The sequence below is a fragment of the Herbiconiux flava genome, assembly GCF_013409865.1.
Lineage (GTDB): Bacteria > Actinomycetota > Actinomycetes > Actinomycetales > Microbacteriaceae > Herbiconiux > Herbiconiux flava.
In genome coordinates, this window is the sequence record NZ_JACCBM010000001.1 from 2170246 (window position 1) to 2188501 (window position 18256).

Consider the following 18256-nt stretch of genomic DNA (forward strand, 5'->3'; position numbering starts at 1 on the left):
TCTTTGTTCCCGTTCGACTCCCTCATCATCGTCGCCGTCGTCGGCGTCGTGGTGCTGATCGCGCTGATCGTGGTCATCACCCTGCTGCGCGGCATCAAGGTCGCCAAGCCCGACGAGGCGATCATCGTCACCTCGCGCCAGAAGGCCGTCAAATCGGGCCAGACCGCGCTCGAGGAGACTGAGAACGCCGGCCAGCGCGTCGTCTTCGGCTCGCGCGTGTTCGTCAAGCCCATCGTCGAGGCGCACTTCAAGCTCTCGCTCCGCAGCCGGCAGCTCAACGTGCAGGCGACCGCCCAGACCAAGGACGCCATCACCATCAAGGTGAACGCCGTCGCCGTCGTGAAGGTCGGCGGCTCGGAGTCGATGGTGCGCGCCGCCGCCCAGCGCTTCCTGAACCAGCAGGACCAGATCGAGACCTCCACCGAGGAGGTGCTCTCCGGTTCGGTGCGATCGATCGTCGGTCAGCTGACGGTGACCGAGATCATCACGAACCGCCAAGCCCTCCAGGGTCAGGTGCTCGACGCCGTGCGCGAGTCGCTCGACGTGCAGGGCCTGCAGATCGACACACTCCAGATCAAGGAGATCGACGACGACAACGGCTACATCCGTGACCTCGGTCGCGCGGAAGCCGCCCGCGTGAAGCAGGTCGCCGAGGTCGCCGAGTCGGTGGCCCGCCGCACCTCCGAGGAAGCCCGGATCGAGGCCGATCAGGCCGTCGCCGAGCAGCAGCGCAAGCTCGACCTGCGGAACGCCGAGATCCAGAAGGAGACCGACAAAGCCCGTGCCGAGGCCGCCGCCTCCCGTCCGCTGGCCGAGGCGATCTCGCAGCAGGAGGTCATCGCCCAGCAGGAGATCACCGCCGGCAAGCGCGTGGGCCTCCGCAAGCAGGAGCTCGACGCCGAGATCCGCGCCGTGGCCGACGCCGAGGCGTACTCGCTGGAGAAGAAGGCCCAGGCCGACGCGGCCGCCGCCGTCGCCGCCGCGGTCGCCGAGCGCGATCGCCGCAAGGCGCAGGCCGAGGCCGTCGAGGCCGAGGGTATCGCCGAGCGCAACCGCCGCCGCAGCGCCGCCGAGGCCACCGAGGCCGAGGGTGTGGCCGAGAAGAACCGCCGTATCGCCGCCGCGGAGGCGCTCCGGGCCGAGGGCGAGGCCGAGGCGAACTCGATCCGCGTGAAGGGTGCCGCCGAGGCGGAGGCCACACGTGCGCAGGCCGACGCCCTCGAGGAGCGCGCCGACGACCTGCTGCGCCAGCAGGTCATCGGGCAGCTGCCCGCGATCGTGCGCGCGGCCTCGGAGCCGCTCGCCGCGATCACGAACATGACGGTCATCTCGAACGACGGCAACGGCGTCGAGCAGGTCGGCGGCAACGTCGCGAGCCAGCTCGCCTCGTCGATGCAGATCGTGAAGGACCTCGTGGGCATCGACATCGCCGAGATCGTCACGGGCCGCGTCTCGGGCGCCGCCGCCGGCGCCGCAGCGGGCCGGGCCCTTGCCGACGCGGGCGTCGCCCCGTCCACCACCCGCACGGCTCCCAGCCCCGACGCCGCCATCTGATCGCGTCGCCGCCCCTCCATGCCTAGGCGGGAGGGGCGGCGCCCGGTAGCGTGAGCGCCATGGCTAGTGAGGCGACCACGGTCGACGTCGACGGACCGCACGGCACCCGCGAGGTGCGCATCTCGAGCCCGTCGCGGCTCGTCTTCCCCGAGGCGGGCATCACCAAGCTCGGCCTCGCCGAGTACCACATCGCGGTCGGGGAGGCCTTCCTCGCCGCCAACGGCGACCGGCCGATCTCGCTGCAGCGATTCGGCGGCGACATCCACGGCGAGCAGTTCTTCTCGAAGAACCCGCCGAAGGGCGCACCCGACTACGTGCGCTCGGAGACGGTGACCTACCCGAGCGCCCGGGCGCATCCGCAGATCGTCATCGACGAGACCGCCGTGACGGTGTGGGCCGTGCAGATGAACACGGTCGTCTTCCACCCCTGGGCCTCGCGCGCCGAGACGAGCGACTTCCCCGACCAGCTGCGCATCGACCTCGACCCACAGCCCGGCACCGACTTCGGCGACGCCGTGCCGATCGCCTTCGAGCTGCGGAAGGTGCTCGCCGACGCCGGCCTCGAGGCCTTCATCAAGACCTCCGGCAACCGCGGCCTGCACGTCTTCGCGCCGATCGAGCCGACCCGCGAATTCCTCGACGTGCGGCACGCCGTGATCGCCGCGGCCCGCGAGCTCGAGCGGCGGATGCCCGAGCAGGTCACCACGAACTGGTGGAAGGAGGAGCGCGGGCAGCGGGTCTTCGTCGACTTCAACCAGGCGAACCGCGACCGCACCATGGCCGGTGCCTACAGCCCGCGGGCGCTCGCGCACGCTCCGGTCTCCTGCCCGATCACCTGGGACGAGCTGCCGGGTGCCGACCCCACGGCGTTCACCGTGCTGACGGTGCCCGAGCGGCTGCGCACGGTCGGCGACCCGTGGGCGGGGATGGCCGAGCATCCGGGGACCATCGACGTGCTGATGGAATGGTGGGCCCGCGACCTCGAGTCGGGGCTCGGCGAGCTGCCGTTCCCGCCCGACTACCCGAAGATGCCCGGGGAGCCGCCGCGCGTGCAGCCGAGCCGCGCCCGCCACGACGACTGAGGGCGGCCGGCCCGGCGCGGGGCCGGGTGTCTAACGTCAGACCAGCACGTCGCCGAGGTCGTAGGCGATCGGCCGGTCGAGCTGCTCGAAGGTGCACGAACGCGCCTCGCGGTCGGGCCGCCAGCGCTCGAACTGCACCGTGTGGCGGAAGCGCATGCCCTCCATCTGGTCGTAGCGCACCTCGGCCACGAGCTCGGGCCGCAGCTTCACGAACGACACGTCCTTGCCCGAGGAGAAGCGGCTTCGCTCGCCCTCGCCGAGCACCGGCTCGCCGTCGGCGTCGCGCTCGACGTACGGCTCCAGCTCGTCGATCAGCTCGAGCCGCCGCTTGTCGGTGAACGCCGAGGCGCCGCCGACGCCGCGCAGGTCGCCCCGGCCGTCGCCGTCGAAGAGCCCGAGGAGCAGCGAGCCGACGCCCGACCCGCTGGTATGGATGCGGTAGCCCGTCACGACCACGTCGGCCGTGCGGTGGTGCTTCACCTTGAGCATCACGCGCTTGCCCGGGGCGTAGGAGGCCGCGAGCGGCTTGGCGACGACGCCGTCGAGCCCGGCACCCTCGAACTCCTCGAGCCAGCGGCGGGCGAGCTCGACGTCGGCCGTCGTGCGCGAGAGGTGGAACGGGGCGGGCAGCCCGGCGGCGAGTTCCTCGAGCGCGTCGCGGCGGGCCGAGAACGGCTGCTCGAGCAGCGAGTCGTCGCCCCGCTCGAGCAGGTCGAACGCGACGAAGAGTGCCGGCGTCTCGGCCGCGAGCTTCGCCACGCGCGAGGCCGCCGGGTGGATGCGCTGCGAGAGCGCCTCCCAGTCGAGCTTCGCGCGCCCGCCGTCGACCGCGACCGGCACGACGATCTCGCCGTCGAGCACGCAGGGCCCGGGCAGGATGCGCGCCAGCGCCTCGGTCAGCTCGGGGAAGTAGCGCGTCAGCGGCTTCGATCCGCGGCTGCCGATCTCGACCCCGGCTGCCGTGCCCGAGCCGTCGTAGGAGATGACTCCGCGGAAGCCGTCCCACTTCGGCTCGTAGACGAGCCCGCCCTCGACGCTCTCGGGCGCCGGGACGGCGGGGACGGCCTTGGCCAGCATCGGCGCGATCGTGCTCATGCCCTCGATCATGGCCCCGAGACGCCCCGGGGGCCAGGGGCGGCCGAGCACCGGCCGGGGCAGACGAGCGCCGGACAGGGGTGGCGGATGCGCGGCACCGGCATAGCGTGAGGGGATGGGCGCGAGAGAACTGTGGCTGGTGCGGCACGGCGAGAGCACGGCGAACGTGCAGGCGACCGCGGCCCAGGAGGCCGGCGACGAGACGATCGAGGTCGAGTGGCGCGACGCCGACGTGCCGCTCTCGCCCCTCGGCGAGCAGCAGGCGGCCGCCCTCGGTGCCTGGATCGCCGAGCACGCCGAGTTCGGCGTGCCCAACACCGTGTGGAGCTCGTCGTATCTGCGGGCCCGTCAGACCATCGAGATCGCGCTCGCCGAGGCGGGCGTCGAGATGACCCCGCGCGTCGACGAGCGGCTGCGCGACCGCGAGCTCGGCATCCTCGACCGGCTGACCGCGGTCGGCGTCGAGGCCCGCTTCCCCGAAGAGGCCGCGCGGCGCCGGTGGCTCGGCAAGTTCTACTACCGGCCGCCGGGCGGGGAGTCCTGGGCCGACGTGGCGCTGCGCATCCGCTCGTTCCTCGCGGACGTGGACGACGTCGACGACGAGGGAACCGCGCTGGTGGCCGCGCACGACGCCGTCGTCATGCTGTTCCTCTACGTCTGCGGCGAGATGGGCGAGGAGGAGATCCTCGATTTCGCGCAGGACCACACCGTCACGAACGCCTCCGTCACCCGCCTGGTGCGCCCCTCGGGGCAGGGCCGGTGGCGGGTCGCGACGTTCGCCGAGCACGAGCACCTCGACGCCCTGGCGGCGCCGACCGAGCATCCGGGAGACACCGATGACCAGTGACCAGACCGATTCGACGACGGCTCAGGATGCTCCGCCGCCCGTCGTCGTCACCCCCGCCGTGCTGCGGGACTGGCCCTTGCCCGGCCCGGGCGCGTCGAAGTACGACCGGGGCCAGGTGCTCGTCGTGGGCGGCGACCGCCGCTCGCCCGGAGCCGCGATGCTCGCCGCCGAGGCCACCCTGCGCGTCGGTGCCGGACGCCTCACCATCGCACTCGCCGAGAGCGTCGCGCTGACGGCCGCCGTCGCGCTGCCCGAGTCGGGCGTCGTTCCGCTGCCCGAGCGCTCGGGCCACATCGACGGCGCCTCGATCGACGAGGCCGCCGACGACCTGGGCTCCGCGGATGCCGTGCTGGTCGGCCCCGGGCTCGACGACGCCGACGAGGCCAAGCGGATGCTCGACCGCCTGCCCGCGCTCGTCGGCGAGTCGACCGTGCTGGTGCTCGACGCCTACGCGCTGGGCGTGCTGCCCGACTCGTCCGCCCGGGAGGCGCTCGCCGGGCGCCTCGTGCTGACGCCGAACGTGGGGGAGGCGGGGCGGCTGCTGGCCTCGACCGACGACGCCGAGCTCGCCGAGGGCGACGACCCCGACCTCGGGGAGGTGGCCCGAGCGGTCGCTCGCGAGTACGGAGCCGTCGTGTCGTGCCAGAACCGGATCGCGCACCCCGACGGCCGGCTCTGGATCGTCGGCACAGGCCACGGCGGCCTCGGCACCTCGGGCAGCGGCGACGTGCTCGCGGGCGCGATCACCGGGCTCTGCGCCCGGGGTGCGTCGCTCGAGCAGGCCGCCGTCTGGGCGACGCACGCCCACGCGGCGGCGGGGGACCGGCTGGCCGTGCGGGTGGGGCCGCTCGGGTTCCTCGCGAGCGAGCTGCTCTCCGAGCTGCCTCGGGTGCTCGTCGAGATCGGCTGACCGGGGCCGGGCCGGTCGCTCCGCCCGGGTGGCTTCGCTCAGCGGGACCGGTGCAGCGCGATGAGCTGCTCGGCGGAGTGGGCGAGGTGCTCGCGCACGGCAGGCTCGCCGCGCATCCGGATGCCCTCGAGCAGCCGGTCGTGCTGCTCGGCCATCTCGTCGGCCGGGAGCAGGGGCCGCAGCTGGTTGAGGAACAGCAGCAGCTCGCTCTCGAGCTGGCCGTGCGCTTCGGTGATGCGGGGGCTGCCGGCCGAGGCCACCAGAGCGTGATGCAGCTCGGCGTGCGCGCTCTCGATGGCCCGGTGGTCGTCGGGGTGGCGCTCGCAGACCTCGCGGAGCCGCGCGTTCGCGGCCACGAGCTCGGGCGGCAGGGGGAGCGGTGCGCCCGCCGACGTGCCGGTGCGTCGCCGGAGCAGGGCGACCGCCTCGCCCTCGAGTGCGGTGCGATACTCCATCAGCGCCCGCACGTCGTCGTCGGAGAAGGCCCGCACCCGGGCGCCCTTGTAGGGCTCGAAGGTGACGAGGCGCTGCGCGGCCAGCAGCTGGAGGGCCGCGCGCACCGTGTGGCGGTTGACGCCGTGCTCGGCCGAGAGGGTCTCCTCGCGGAGTGCCTGGCCCGGAGCGAGCCGGGCATCGAGGATCAGCTCGCGCAGGGCGGCGGCGACGGTCTGCACCGCGGTCGACGGGGAGGCGGAGGCGGGCACGTTCCCGAGGCTAGCGCGAGCGGGCGGGCGGCGGGCGTTCGTGGGATGGTGAATCCATGCCGACCGACGACTCCGCCCTCGCTCGCCCGAATCCTCCGGGCACCGCGAGCCCCTCGCCCTCCGACCCCACGGCGCGCCCGAGCCTGCGGTCGATGCTGACCGACAAGTTCGGTCAGCTCGCGCTGCGCAGCCTGCAGATCATCGTGGTGCTGATCCTCGCCACCGTGGTGGTGTTCGCGCTGGTGCAGCTGAAGCTCGTGGTCATCCCGCTGCTGATCGCGATCATCCTCGCGGCGGCGGTCAGCCCGGTGCTGCGCTGGCTGAAGCATCACGGCTTCTCGGCGATGATGGCGACCTGGGTGACGCTGGTCGCGGCCATCCTGGTGTTCGGCGGTCTCATCACGCTGATCGTGTTCGCCGTGCGCGGGCAGTGGGACGAGCTCGGCAAGCGCGCCTCCGAGGGCGTGGACAACCTGCAGGGCTTCATCACGAACCTGCCGTTCGACATCGACCAGTCGCAGATCGAGGACGCGAAGAACTCCGCCCTCGACTTCCTCACCAGCAGCCAGTTCGGATCGGGGGCGCTCGCCGGGGTCTCGGCGGCCGGCGAGGTCATCACCGGGGCGGTGCTGGCTATCGTCATCCTGTTCTTCTTCATGAAGGACGGGCCGCAGATCTGGGCCTTCCTGCTCAAGCCGTTCAAGGGCTACCGGCACGAGCGCGGGGAGCGCATCGGGCACACCGCGGTGCGGACGCTCGGCGGGTACATCCGCGGCACGGCCGTCGTCGCCCTCGTCGACTCGGTCGCGATCGGCGTGGGCGTCGCCATCGTCGGCGTGCCGCTGGCGCTGCCGCTCGCCATCATCGTCTTCGTCGGCGCGTTCATCCCCCTGATCGGTGCCACACTGGCCGGCGTGCTGGCCGCGCTGGTGGCGTTCGTCGCCAACGGGCCGGTGGCCGCGCTGGTCGTGGTGGGCATCGTGATCGCCGTGAACCAGCTGGAGGGCAACTTCCTGCAGCCGGTCGTGATGGCGCAGTCGCTGAAGCTGCACCCGCTGGTCATCCTGGTCGCGCTGACCGCGGGCACCATCCTCGGCGGCATCGTCGGCGCCGTGCTGTCGGTGCCCATCGCGGCGGTCGGCTGGGCGATCATCAAGGTCTGGAACGGGCCGGCCCCCGAGCCCGAGCCGCACCCGAAGCGGAAGAAGAAGGATCGGACGCCGAAGGCGGAGCCGCCGGCGGCGGAGGTCGTGGCGTAGCGCCCCCCTCGACGGAGAACGCCCGGCCCCGCTTCAGCGGATGCCGGGCGTTCTCGTCTCGGGTCTCTACTTCTTGACGATCGCCCGGATCAGCAGACCGATGCCGGTGCCGACGGCGGCGACCACGACGGCCGCGGTCACGGTCGTCTTCTTGTGGGTGACCACGGCCTTCTTCGGGTCGGTCTTGAAGTCGTCGACGATCACCTCGGCGCGCGCGGGTACGTCGAGCCGGTGCTCGATCTCGTCGACCAGTCCGGCCAGCTGCGCGCGGGTCGCGGCGATGTCGGCCTGCAGCTCGGCCCGGCTGCGCTGCGGCGCCTCGGCCGTGGAGTCACCGTCGGCGTCGGCCGGACCGGCGTCGGAATGGTCGTGCGGCTTCATGGCGCGCGCGGTCGCGACGCCCCGGGCCACCTCGGAGATGGCCTTGGGCACCGACAGCTCGTCGCTCGACTTCTTCTTCGCCATGGAGGGTCCTTCCCGGGAGGTCAGTGCGAGCGTACCTTGCCGATGAGGTCGCCCGCCTTGTCGGCGGCCTTGCCCGCGACCTGCTCGACGGCGTCGCCGGCGCTCTGCACGGCCGACTGCACGTGGTCGTCGTGCCAGAGCTGCTGGGCCTTGTCGCGGATCTGCTCGTAGCGGCGGCGTCCGGCGCGGGCGCCGACGACGTAGCCGGCGGCGAAGGCGACGATGACGAGGATCTTCTTCATGAGTGCTGTCCGTTCAGTTCGCGGATGCGGTGCGAGACCGCCCTTCCCCCCATCGTTCTCCGGTCGGCGGCATCCGCAAAGGGCTCCCGGCGCTTTCCCGGGGGTTCACGGCACGACGATCGCGGGTTCGGTCGCCGCGAGATCGTCCTCGATGCCGATCCGGGCGAGCACGACCTCCCCGGCGAACCGGGCACCCGGCCCCTGCAGGAGCCCCGCCTTGATGCCCCCGAAGGTCACCGTCAGGTCGGCGGGCAGCACGACCTCGTCGGCGACCGCACCGGTGTCGGGGTCGACACCGCTCGGCAGATCGACGGCCACGACCAGCGGGCGGCCTTCTCCCGCGGCGATCAGGTCCAGGATGCCCGCCACCGCCTCGCGCGCCGCCCCCCGCAGCGCCGGTGCCGCCGCCGACGTGCCGGTGCCGAGGATCCCGTCCACCACCACGTCGCCCTGCACCGCGACCCGCGCCGCCTCCGTCGCCGCGAGCGACCGCACCCCGACGCCCGCGGCCTCCGCCGCGGCGCGGCCACCCTCGTGCACCCGCGTCCCCACCCGGATGGCCTCCACCACGATCCCCGTCCCGCCCATGATCCCCGCCTCGCCCGCGATCCCCGTCCCGCCCGCGATCCCCGCCCCGCTCGCCAGCTCGGCGCCGGCGAACAGCGCGTCGCCCCCGTTCGAGCCCGAGCCGACGAGCAGCACGACCCGCCACGGCCGTCCGTCGGGCGGCGGCGGGAGGGCGCCGAGTCGCGCGGTGATCTCCTGCGCCAGCGCGTGCGAGGCCCGCTCCATCAGCGGCTCGCCCGCCTCGAGGTGCGGGCGCTCGGCGTCGCGGACGGCCTGGGCGGTGTAGCCGATTCTCATGCGATCATCCTCGGCCGCGCATCCGTCGCCCGCAATCCCGGGCCGGACGAGCTCGGAGGCATTCGAAAGCGCCCCATAGGTTCGTCATAGGGGGCGCATAGCCGGAGCGGCATGAATAGGGACATCCGTTCACGTCCCGTTCACTGGAGCCCCTCATGACCTACGCCGTCCTCGTCGCCCTCGACCTCCTGATGGTCGGGATCCTGACCTTCGGCCTGTATTTCCGCCGCCACCACCGCCGCGACCTCGTGGTCGCCTTCCTCGGCGTCAACGTCGGCGTGCTGGCCGTCTCGATGGTGCTCGGCTCGAGCACCATCGGCGCCGGGCTCGGCCTCGGCCTCTTCGGGGTGCTGAGCATCATCCGCCTGCGCAGCGACGAGATCGCCCAGCACGAGGTCGCGTACTACTTCTCTGCCCTCGCCCTCGGCCTCCTCGCCGGGCTCGGCAGCACGCTGAGCGTTCTCTCGATCAGCCTGATGGTGCTCATTCTCGCCGTGATGTTCGTCGGCGACAGCCGTCGTCTGTTCCCGCGGCACCGCCAGCAGAGCATCGTGCTCGACCGTGCGTTCACCGACGAGCCGGCGCTCACCGCGCACCTCGAGCAGCTGCTCGGCGGGCGGGTGAAGCAGGTGCAGGTGAAGAGCCTCGACCTCGTGAACGACACCACCGTGGTCGACGTGCGGTACACGGTCCCGGATGCCCGAGCCGCCGCCCCGGCCGTCGACGTCGCGGCACCGGCCGCTCCCGCCGCCCGCGCCGAAGCGGTGGCCCGATGACCGGCCCGCTCGACCTCGACGCCTTCGACCCCATCTCGCTCGAGGAGCTGACCGCCCGGGCCGCGCTGCAGACGCGGGTCGACCGCAAGTACGTCGTACCGGCGGGGGAGCTGCCGGGCATCCTGGATCAGCTCGGACCTGAGACGCAGGTGCTCGAGCTGGGCGGGGTGCGCGCCTTCCGCTACGAGTCGGTCTACTTCGACACCCCCGAGCTGACGAGCTACCGGATGGCGGCGCACGCGCGCCGGCGCCGCTTCAAGATGCGCACCCGCGCCTACGTCGACTCGGCCACGGCCTACCTCGAGGTGAAGACGCGCGGTGCCCGCTCGGCCACGGTGAAGGAGCGGCTCGAGTACGCCTTCGACGAGCGGTCCGAGCTGAACGAGGACGGCCTGCTCTACGCCCACGACACCCTCGACGGGGCCGGCTTCGACCTCGAGCCAGAGCGGCTGCGGCGCACGGTGGTGACCCGCTACCGCCGGGCGACGCTGTTCGTGCCGGGCGACGGGCGGGACGCGCATCCGGAGAGCCGGGCCACCGTCGACACGCAGCTCGCCTGGGAGCTCGACCCCGCGGTCACGGGGCGGGTCCGCCGGTTCGAGACGCCCGGCATCGCGATCGTCGAGACCAAGTCGGGCTCCCGCCCCTCGGGTGTCGACCGGGTGCTCTGGGCGCACGGGCACCGGCCGTCGACCATCTCGAAGTACGGCACCGGGCTCGCTGCCCTCGTACCGGCGCTGCCCGCCAACAAGTGGTCGCGGGTGCTCCGCCGCCACTTCACCCCGGCCGCCTGACGCGGCCCCCGACCATCCCACCTAGGAGATCATGATGAACCGCAGAACCACCGTCTTCCCCCTCCTCGCCGGAGGCGTCGCCACCGTCGCCCTGCTGGCCGGCTGCGCGACCACCGTCGCCGCCGGCTCAGGCAGCACCGCCTCTGCCACGGGCGCCGCTGCCGGAGCCGAGGCCACCCAGGACGCCGCCGCCGTGCTCGCCGCGAACGAGGAGGTGCACACCTTCACCGACGACGCCGGCGGAGATGCCTCCGCCACCGCGATCGCGCTCTCGGACGGCACCGCGACCGTCTCCGGAACCGACGCCGGCAGCGTCACCGTCGACGGCGGAACCGTCACGATCACCGCCTCGGGCACCTACCGCGTGAGCGGCGAGCTCACCGACGGGCAGCTCGTCGTCGACTCGGGCGACACGGGCACCGTGCGGATCGTCCTCGACGGGGCGTCCATCGCCAGCAGCACGACCTCGGCCATCGCGGTCACCGCCGCCGAGGAGGTCGTGCTGGTGCTCGCCGACGGCTCGACGAACAGCCTCAGCGACACGGGCAGCTACCCCGAGGAGTCGGCCGACGACTCGACCAGCACCCCCAACGCCGCCCTGTGGAGTTCGGCCGACCTCCTGATCACCGGCCAAGGCGCCCTCACGGTGACGGGCAACGGCAACGACGGCATCACGAGCAAGGACGGCCTGGTCATCGCCTCGGGCGCGATCACCGTCGACGCGGCCGACGACGGCCTCCGCGGCAAGGACTACCTGGTGGTCGACGGCGGCACTCTCGACGTCACCGCCGGCGGCGACGGCCTCCTCTCGGACGAGGACACCGACGTCACCCGCGGCTACGTCAGCGTCACGGCCGGCACGATCATCGTCACCTCGGGCGACGACGCGGTGCAGGCGCAGACCGACGTGGTCGTCACCGGCGGCGCCCTCGACCTCACGGCCGGCGATGACGGCATGCACGGCGACACCGCGCTCGTGATCGACGGAGGCACCCTCGACGTCGCCTCCAGCTACGAGGGCCTCGAGTCGCAGCACATCACCGTCGCGGGCGGCGACATCTCGGTCACCGCGAGCGACGACGGCCTGAACGCGGCCGGCGACACGACCACGGCTGCGGACACCGATACCGCGGACACCGATACCGCGGACACCGACACCGCGACCGCGGACACCACGACTGACGCGACGGACGAGCCGGATGCCGTTCCGGGCATGGGCGGCGGTGAGATGGCGGCCGGCGACCAGACGATCACCATCTCGGGCGGCACCCTCACGGTCGACTCCGGCGGCGACGGTCTCGACTCGAACGGCAGCATGACGATCACCGGCGGCACGACCGTCGTGAACGGCCCGACCGACTCCGGCAACGGAGCCCTCGACGTGAACGGGGACTTCACCGTCTCGGGCGGCTCGCTGCTCGCCACCGGCAGTGCAGGAATGGCCGTCTCCCCGGGCGCCGCGTCGGCGCAGGGCTGGCTCTCGGCCACGGAGACGAGCACGATCGATGCGGGGGAGATCGTCCAGATCCTGGCCGCCGACGGCACCGAGCTCGCGTCGTTCCAGTCGACGAAGGAGTTCCAGAACGTCGTGTACTCCTCCTCGGCGGTCTCCTCCGGCGCGAGCTACAGCATCGTCACGGGCGGCACGACGGCGGCCACGGCGACGGCCGGCGTGGCCGCCGCGGGAACGATGGGCGGCGGGGGCGGGATGCCCCCGGGCGGCGGCGCCGGTATGCCCGCCGACGGGCGTCGGCCCTAGACGCATTACCGCGTATGGAGAGGTTTCCCAGAAAAACGACTCATACTTGTGGCTTCAATCGTTCGCCTCCAGCGCCGGGAAACCCATCCTGGTCAGGCGGATCGTGACAGAAGCCGTGACGGCTTCAACCCGACACCGACCGTCACCGCCAATCGCCGCCAGGCATCGCGCCCCCGAACCACGCGGGCCCCTGCGCTGTCGTTCTCACCCGAGCTCGAACCGCGGCTGGACTGCAGGCTGCCCGATCTCCGCACGCCGTGCATCCGTTGGCCCACCCCAGGGAACCCATGAGCACCGCTGAGAACACCACCCCCGACAGGCCCCAGAGCACCCGCACCCCGATGAGCACCACCCCCGCACCCGCGAACTCGGCACCCGCCAACCCCACGGCCGCCGCGCTCACCGCCTCGGCCCCGCCCGCCACCCGCCGTGACCGCCGCGCCGTCGAGCGCAGCGCCAGCGCCCGCCGGGCCGACGACCGCCGCCGCAAGCAGCGCAGTGCGATCGTGCCGGTGGCCGGCTTCGCCGCCGCCGGCCTCCTCGTGACGCTGACGGCGTTCTCGCACCCCACGATCGCGAACGCACAGACCGTCTCGGTCGGCTCCACGATCGCGTCCACCGTGACGGCCGCCGGCACCCAGCTCCCGAGCACCCAGGAGCAGAAGGCCGTCGACGCCCTGTTCGACACCACCTCGAAGCAGGCCGACGAGCGCGCCGACCGTGCGGTCTCCCAGGCCACGTCGGTGCTGAGCGCCGCCAAGGGCCAGGTCGACACCACGGCGCTATCGACGTCGATCGCCTCGCTGGCCAACTACGCGTACCTCGACACGACGACGGTGCAGACGCTGACCACGCAGGCCGTCACGCAGACCGCCTCGGTGCAGAACCAGAAGGCGGCCCTCGATAAGGCCGCCGCCGAAGCCGCCGCCGCAGCCCAGGCCGCCGCCGAGGCCGCTGCCGCCCAGGCGGCCGCCGACGCCGCCGCTGCCGCGCAGGCCGCGGCAGACCGTCTCGCCGCTTCGACCACGCCTGACGGCGCCCGCGCCGCCGCCGCCCAGATCGCCGCGTCGGACTACGGCTGGGGCTCCGACCAGTTCCAGTGCCTCGACTCGCTCTGGACCAAGGAGTCCGGCTGGAACTACCAGGCCGAGAACGCCTCGAGCGGCGCCTTCGGCATCCCGCAGTCGCTGCCCGGCAGCAAGATGTCGACCATCGCCGACGACTGGGCCACCAACCCGGTCACCCAGATCACTTGGGGCCTGAAGTACATCGCGGCCGGCTACGGCACGCCGTGCTCGGCCTGGTCGCACTCGCAGTCGGTCAACTGGTACTGATCCCTCAGGAGCAGACCCCTCGGGCCGGTGGGTCCCTGTGGTCGTCACCCCACCGCTAGCATGTGACGGGTGACGACCACACCGCCGGCACCGCCCCAGGGCGTGCGGGCGCGCGCCAGGGCGCTGGGCGAGAGGGTGCCCACGAAGTACGTCGTCACGGGGCTCACCGGCGTGGTGCTGCTCGCCACCGCCGGATTCGGCGGCCTCGCCGACGCCCCGTCCACCCCGCTGCCGGTCGTCGCCGCGGGTGAGAGCGTCACGGGAGCGCAGCTCCGCATCGCCGTCGAGCGGGCGGTGCTGATCGACGGGTTCCCCGAGCAGAGCATCGTGCCCGACCCGGGCAAGCGCCTGCTGGTGCTCGTCACCGAGGTCGAGAACCTCACCGACGTGCCCGTCAGCACGGGGAACGGCTTCGGCGCCGCCGACAACCTCCGCCCCGCGGGCGTGCCCGGCCTCGACGCCGGCTCGCAGCCGCTCACGGTCGTGGTGCTCGACGACGCGGCCGAGCTGGCCCAGCTTCAGCCCCGCGTGCCGGTCGAGCTGGCCTACATCTGGCAGGTCGACGACGGTGCCCTCGGGGCCGGCGACCCGCTCGACGTCGACGTCTACGACAAGAGCTACCGGGCCGAGGGCTTCGTGACCTACGGCGCCCGCTACGAGAACCCGTTCCTGTCGGCGCGGGCCGAGCTCGAGGTCGACGACGTCGGTGCGGGGGCCGACGGATGACCGTGCCCGCCGACACCGTGACGGCCCCCTCCGGCGACCCGGCGCCCGCGCGCGTCCCGTGGTGGCGCCACGCCCTCAGCGCCCTGGTGCTCGTCGGCCTGCTCGCCGTGGCCGGCGTCGTCGCCGACACCGCACCCAGCGGCGGCGGCTGGCAGGCGCCCGTCGAGGTCGAGGGCCGCCTCGGCGAGACGGTCACCGGCCGCAACATCGAGGCCACCGTGCGGAGCGTGAGCGCCGCCGACAGCGTCACGACCTCGAACGGCTGGCAGGGCGCGACCACCGGGGCCTGGATCGTCGTCGACCTGAGCGTCGCCGCCGTGGTCGACGACCGGGCGTCGCTGCTCGGCGGCGCGGTGCTGCGGATCGGCGACCGCAGCTACAGCGCCTCCGACCGACCCGGGCTCTCGGTGCTGGCCGAGCGCTCGCTCAGCGTGGGTGTCCCGATGACCGGGCCGCTGCTGTTCGAGATCCCGCGCGACGACCTCGGCAGCGCCGACGGCCGCGGAGCCCGGCTCGAGCTCGGGCTCGACGCCGATCCGCGGGTCGACTCGCTGCTCGTGGTGCCGGTCGATCTCACCGAGCTCAGTGCCGTTCCGACGATCGAGACCGACGAGCCGGTGCTCGGAATCCCGGAGTCGAATGACGCGACCGAGGGGGCGGCCGGATGAGCGGCTGGCTGCGGCGCAACGCGATCGCGCTCGGCGCGGTCGTCGTGCTCGTGCCCGCCTCCCTGTTCGTGACCTTCTCGTCCGACTGGCTGAGCTACTGGCAGCAGCGGGCGAGCAGCCCCGTCGCCGTGGAGCGCGGCGCGGACGTCGGCTTCGGGGGAGCCGAGTGGCGGGTGACTGAGGTGCAGCGCATCCGCTCGACCGAGCTGCCCGCCGATGCGGGGGCCCCGCCCGGAACGGATGCCGTGGTCGTCTCGGTCGAGGTGTCGCCCGGCGAAGCGACGCCGCCGAGCTGCCTGCTCGCGCTCGAGGAGACGCGCGAGGGGGCGCCGACGCGCAGCTGGAGCGCCGACACGGGTGCCGGGATCGATCTCAGTCTGGGCCTCGACGTGCCGCAGTTCTGCGACTCGGAGGCGACGGGCGACTACACGATGCAGGCGGTCTTCGTGGTGCCGGCCGACACCGGCGACGCCCTGCGACTGAACGTCGAGGTGGTGGACGAGCTTCCGCGGTACCTGAGCGTCACGCTGTAGGCGACGGCGACGGCGACGGCGACGGCGACGCGGCCGGTGCCGGGGCCGCCGGATCGACGGCCTCGGCCTCGGCCGCGTCCCGCCGCTCCTCGAGCCGGCGCAGGCAGAAGTCGTAGGCCGCCGCGATCAGGCAGAGCCGCAGCGGCTCGACGATCACGCCGACCACGAACACCAGCATGTCGTCGAAGTTCATCCACCAGGTGTTCAGGTCGTGCGGCCCGATCACCCGCACCCCGGCGAGCAGCAGCCACGACGAGGCCGCCTCGATCACGGTGTAGCCGAGCACGAACAGCCCCATCGGGGCGGCGCCCGCACGCCAGATCAAGAGGAAGGCCGAGACGATCGGCTTGAACCGCCCGGTGAGGCCGTCGCCCAGCTCGGCGAGGCGCCGCCGCAGCTGGCCGGGCAGCCCGTCGATGCGCTTGCGGGCGCTGGTGTAGTAGACGTTCTTCGGCCGGTAGGCGATCCTCGGCGCGGCCAGGGCCCGGCCGTAGACGATCCCGGCGAGGGTGAGCCACGCCAGCGGCAGCAGCACCAGACCGCCGGTGCGGTCGATCGCCCACTCGATCGCTCCCCACGCCACCCCGATCGGGTGCACCACCTCGAGGGCCGAGGCGCGCACCGACTCGTACCACTGCACCGCGGCGCGGCCCTGGATCCAGCCGGTGAACTGGGCTAGGTAGCTGTTGATGAAGTAGAGGGCGATGTAGATCCAGACGGCCTCGCAGTAGACGGCGATCACACTCGACCAGGCCGGCAGCTTCGGCCGGTACCGCTTCAGCAGGGTGCGCCCGGCGAAGGCCACGACGATGACGCCGATCGACCAGACGTCGAGCCGCACGTTCAGCACCGAGGCGGAGCTGTCGACGCCGGACTGGAACGGGTTTATGTTCTCCAGCGACCCGGTGGCGTACTGCTGCACGTCGGCGCTGAGCAGCTGCCAAGCCGCATAGAAGGTGAAGAACGGCAGGATGCTCGTCAGCACGATCTCGGTCACCCGCCGTCGCCCGGTCTCGGCGCCGGCCGGCTCCTCGGTGCCGCGGCCCGAGCGGCGCAGCTCCTGGAAGGCGGGCATGCTCGGGCGCAGCACCAGGAACATCGCGATGAAGCTGCCGAGCCGAGCGAGCGCCGCCAGCGGCAGGATCATCAGGCCGATTAGGGCGCTCGTGGCGCCGAAGTACGAGGCCAGCTCGATGATCAGGTACCGCGCGAGCCAGCCCGCGAGATACCACGCCAGGAGCGCCGGCCAGTGGGCGGCGACGAGGCGGAGGGTGCGCGCCGGAATCGAGAGCACGGCCCCAGGCTAGCGGGTGCGAAGCATCGTCGTGTGCCGGTCCGGTGGCCGTCTGGTGGGGGGCGGCCCGCATCCGTGTCCCCCGGATTGGCTACGCTGTCGACATGGGGACCAGCACCGACGACCACACGGCCACGGGCACCGGCAGCGATCGCGCCGACGACGCGCGCCTCGCCGGGCTGGGCGCCGACCGCTTCGAGCAGCTGCGCGTCGCCGCGGTCGAGAAGCTCGACCTGCTCGACACCCCTGCCGAGGAGCGCTTCGATCGCATCACCCGGCTCGCACGCGAGCTCTTCGGCGTGCCGGTGGCCGAGATCAACCTCCTCGACGAGACGCGGCAGTTCACCAAGTCGCCGCAGCAGCCGGGTACCTCGCCGGTCAGCGAGCGCGCCCAGTCGTTCTGCGACATCACGATCCAGAAGCCCGACGTGCTCGTGGTGCCGGATGCGACGAAGGACGACCGCTTCAACTGGCGGTCGACGGTCACGGGTGAGCGCCACATCCGCTTCTACGCCGGCACGCCGCTGAACCTCGGCGACGAATACAACCTCGGCACGCTCTGCCTCGTCGACTCGTCGCCGCGCGAGTTCGGGCCCGACGAGGTGCGCCTGCTCGAGGAGCTCGGCTCCTGGGTCGCGCGCGAGCTCGAGGACAGCAAGGACCAGGACCGCGCGGCCCTCGTGCAGCAGAGCCTGCTGCCGCGCGACCAGCCGGCGGCGCCCGACTACGACGTGGCGGGCACGAGCATCCCGAAGAAGGTCGTGGGCGGGGACTTCTACTCCTGGCACGCCACCGCCGACGGGCTCGAGTTCACCCTCGCCGACGTCATGGGCAAGGGCACGGGAGGTGCCATCATGGCCGCCACCGTGCGCGCCGCCTTCCTCTCCCGCTCGGGCGACGAGGTCGCCGACACCGTCTCGGCCGTCAACGAGCAGCTGCTCGACGACCTCGGCCAGACCTCCAGCTTCGCCACGCTCGTGCACGGCGTGATCGACACCGCCAGCGGGCGCATCCGGTACGCGGATGCGGGGCACGGCCTCTCCGCGATCGTGCGTCGCGACGGTTCGGTCGAGCGCCTCGACGCCACCGGTCTGCCGATCGGCATCGTCGCCGGCGGGCGCTGGGGCGTCGGCGAGGCGACGCTCGCGCCGGGGGAGAACCTCGTCGTCTTCACCGACGGCGTGCTCGACCTGTTCGGCGGAACGCTCGACGCCCTCGACGAGGTCGCGGCGATCGTCGCCGGCGCCTCCGGCCCGCAGGACGCTGTCGACCGGTTCGCCGCGCTGGTCGGGTCGCGCGGGGCCGACGACGACGTCAGCGTCGTCGTGGTGTCGCGCCGGGACTAGCCCC

At 72.8% G+C, this 18256-nt stretch carries 19 protein-coding genes; 13 read left to right on the top strand and 6 right to left on the bottom strand.

What is annotated here, in order from left to right:
* Positions 1-3: 3 nt before the first annotated feature.
* Together BJ984_RS10495 and ligD are read left to right on the top strand one after the other, a co-directional pair.
* Entirely contained in the window at positions 4-1554 is a 1551-nt protein-coding gene (locus BJ984_RS10495; protein ID WP_179547963.1) for an SPFH domain-containing protein, read from the top strand.
* Between the two features lie 59 nt (positions 1555-1613).
* Positions 1614-2636 (top strand): non-homologous end-joining DNA ligase, encoded by a 1023-nt coding sequence (gene ligD, locus BJ984_RS10500; RefSeq protein WP_179547964.1) that lies wholly within the window; start codon positions 1614-1616, stop codon positions 2634-2636.
* Positions 2637-2672: 36 nt separating this feature from the next.
* On the opposite strand, the gene BJ984_RS10505 is transcribed toward ligD, so the two are convergent.
* A complete protein-coding gene (locus BJ984_RS10505) occupies positions 2673-3731 on the bottom strand; it encodes an ATP-dependent DNA ligase (RefSeq protein WP_179547965.1) in 1059 nt (352 codons plus the stop codon).
* A 115-nt stretch (positions 3732-3846) separates the two neighbouring features.
* On the opposite strand from BJ984_RS10505, the gene BJ984_RS10510 reads away from it, so the two are divergent.
* A complete protein-coding gene (locus BJ984_RS10510) occupies positions 3847-4578 on the top strand; it encodes a histidine phosphatase family protein (protein ID WP_179547966.1) in 732 nt (243 codons plus the stop codon).
* Positions 4568-5488 carry an NAD(P)H-hydrate dehydratase gene (locus BJ984_RS10515; protein ID WP_179547967.1) on the top strand — a complete coding sequence of 307 codons (921 nt, stop codon included), beginning with the start codon at positions 4568-4570 and terminating at the stop codon, positions 5486-5488. The genes BJ984_RS10510 and BJ984_RS10515 overlap by 11 nt, the downstream gene beginning before the upstream one ends.
* A 38-nt stretch (positions 5489-5526) precedes the next feature.
* Here the strand turns inward: BJ984_RS10515 and BJ984_RS19090 are convergent, their stop codons facing one another.
* On the bottom strand, positions 5527-6192 hold the full coding sequence (locus tag BJ984_RS19090; protein WP_179547968.1) for a GntR family transcriptional regulator: 666 nt from the start codon (positions 6190-6192) through the stop codon (positions 5527-5529).
* Between the two features lie 56 nt (positions 6193-6248).
* On the opposite strand from BJ984_RS19090, the gene BJ984_RS10525 reads away from it, so the two are divergent.
* Complete coding sequence (locus BJ984_RS10525) at positions 6249-7451, top strand: AI-2E family transporter (protein ID WP_179547969.1); 1203 nt, start codon at positions 6249-6251, stop codon at positions 7449-7451.
* A 66-nt stretch (positions 7452-7517) separates the two neighbouring features.
* Here the strand turns inward: BJ984_RS10525 and BJ984_RS10530 are convergent, their stop codons facing one another.
* The 3 genes from BJ984_RS10530 to BJ984_RS10540 all read right to left on the bottom strand — a co-directional run bounded on the left by BJ984_RS10530 (position 7518) and on the right by BJ984_RS10540 (position 9022).
* Entirely contained in the window at positions 7518-7916 is a 399-nt protein-coding gene (locus BJ984_RS10530) for a DUF3618 domain-containing protein (RefSeq protein WP_179547970.1), read from the bottom strand.
* A gap of 20 nt (positions 7917-7936) precedes the next feature.
* A complete protein-coding gene (locus BJ984_RS10535) occupies positions 7937-8158 on the bottom strand; it encodes a hypothetical protein (protein WP_173180523.1) in 222 nt (73 codons plus the stop codon).
* 105 nt (positions 8159-8263) lie between these two features.
* Complete coding sequence (locus BJ984_RS10540) at positions 8264-9022, bottom strand: NAD(P)H-hydrate epimerase (RefSeq protein WP_179547971.1); 759 nt, start codon at positions 9020-9022, stop codon at positions 8264-8266.
* Between the two features lie 155 nt (positions 9023-9177).
* Between BJ984_RS10540 and BJ984_RS10545 the strand changes: the two genes are divergently transcribed.
* From BJ984_RS10545 to BJ984_RS10575, 7 genes are all read left to right on the top strand, one after another.
* The gene (locus tag BJ984_RS10545; RefSeq protein ID WP_179547972.1) at positions 9178-9798 is read left to right on the top strand and encodes a DUF4956 domain-containing protein; all 621 of its coding nucleotides are present in this window, start codon (positions 9178-9180) and stop codon (positions 9796-9798) included.
* On the top strand, positions 9795-10592 hold the full coding sequence (locus BJ984_RS10550) for a VTC domain-containing protein (protein ID WP_179547973.1): 798 nt from the start codon (positions 9795-9797) through the stop codon (positions 10590-10592). The genes BJ984_RS10545 and BJ984_RS10550 overlap by 4 nt, the downstream gene beginning before the upstream one ends.
* A gap of 34 nt (positions 10593-10626) precedes the next feature.
* Positions 10627-12351: a carbohydrate-binding domain-containing protein gene (locus tag BJ984_RS10555; RefSeq protein ID WP_179547974.1), complete on the top strand. Its 1725-nt coding sequence runs from the start codon at positions 10627-10629 to the stop codon at positions 12349-12351.
* A gap of 287 nt (positions 12352-12638) precedes the next feature.
* Positions 12639-13685 (top strand): aggregation-promoting factor C-terminal-like domain-containing protein, encoded by a 1047-nt coding sequence (locus BJ984_RS10560; RefSeq protein WP_179547975.1) that lies wholly within the window; start codon positions 12639-12641, stop codon positions 13683-13685.
* Positions 13686-13754: 69 nt separating this feature from the next.
* Positions 13755-14411: a hypothetical protein gene (locus BJ984_RS10565; protein WP_179547976.1), complete on the top strand. Its 657-nt coding sequence runs from the start codon at positions 13755-13757 to the stop codon at positions 14409-14411.
* Positions 14408-15079, top strand: a complete 672-nt coding sequence (locus BJ984_RS10570; RefSeq protein WP_179547977.1) for a hypothetical protein — start codon at positions 14408-14410, stop codon at positions 15077-15079. Before BJ984_RS10565 ends, BJ984_RS10570 begins: the two co-directional genes overlap by 4 nt.
* Positions 15076-15612, top strand: coding sequence for a hypothetical protein (locus BJ984_RS10575; RefSeq protein WP_179547978.1), 537 nt, complete (start codon positions 15076-15078; stop codon positions 15610-15612). Before BJ984_RS10570 ends, BJ984_RS10575 begins: the two co-directional genes overlap by 4 nt.
* Here BJ984_RS10575 and BJ984_RS10580 read toward each other — a convergent pair.
* Entirely contained in the window at positions 15602-16906 is a 1305-nt protein-coding gene (locus BJ984_RS10580) for a hypothetical protein (protein WP_179547979.1), read from the bottom strand. The two genes, BJ984_RS10575 and BJ984_RS10580, sit on opposite strands and share 11 nt — an antisense overlap.
* 104 nt (positions 16907-17010) lie before the next feature.
* Here BJ984_RS10580 and BJ984_RS10585 point away from each other — a divergent pair, with 104 nt between their 5' ends.
* Entirely contained in the window at positions 17011-18252 is a 1242-nt protein-coding gene (locus tag BJ984_RS10585) for a PP2C family protein-serine/threonine phosphatase (RefSeq protein ID WP_179547980.1), read from the top strand.
* The last annotated feature ends 4 nt before the right edge of the window (positions 18253-18256 follow it).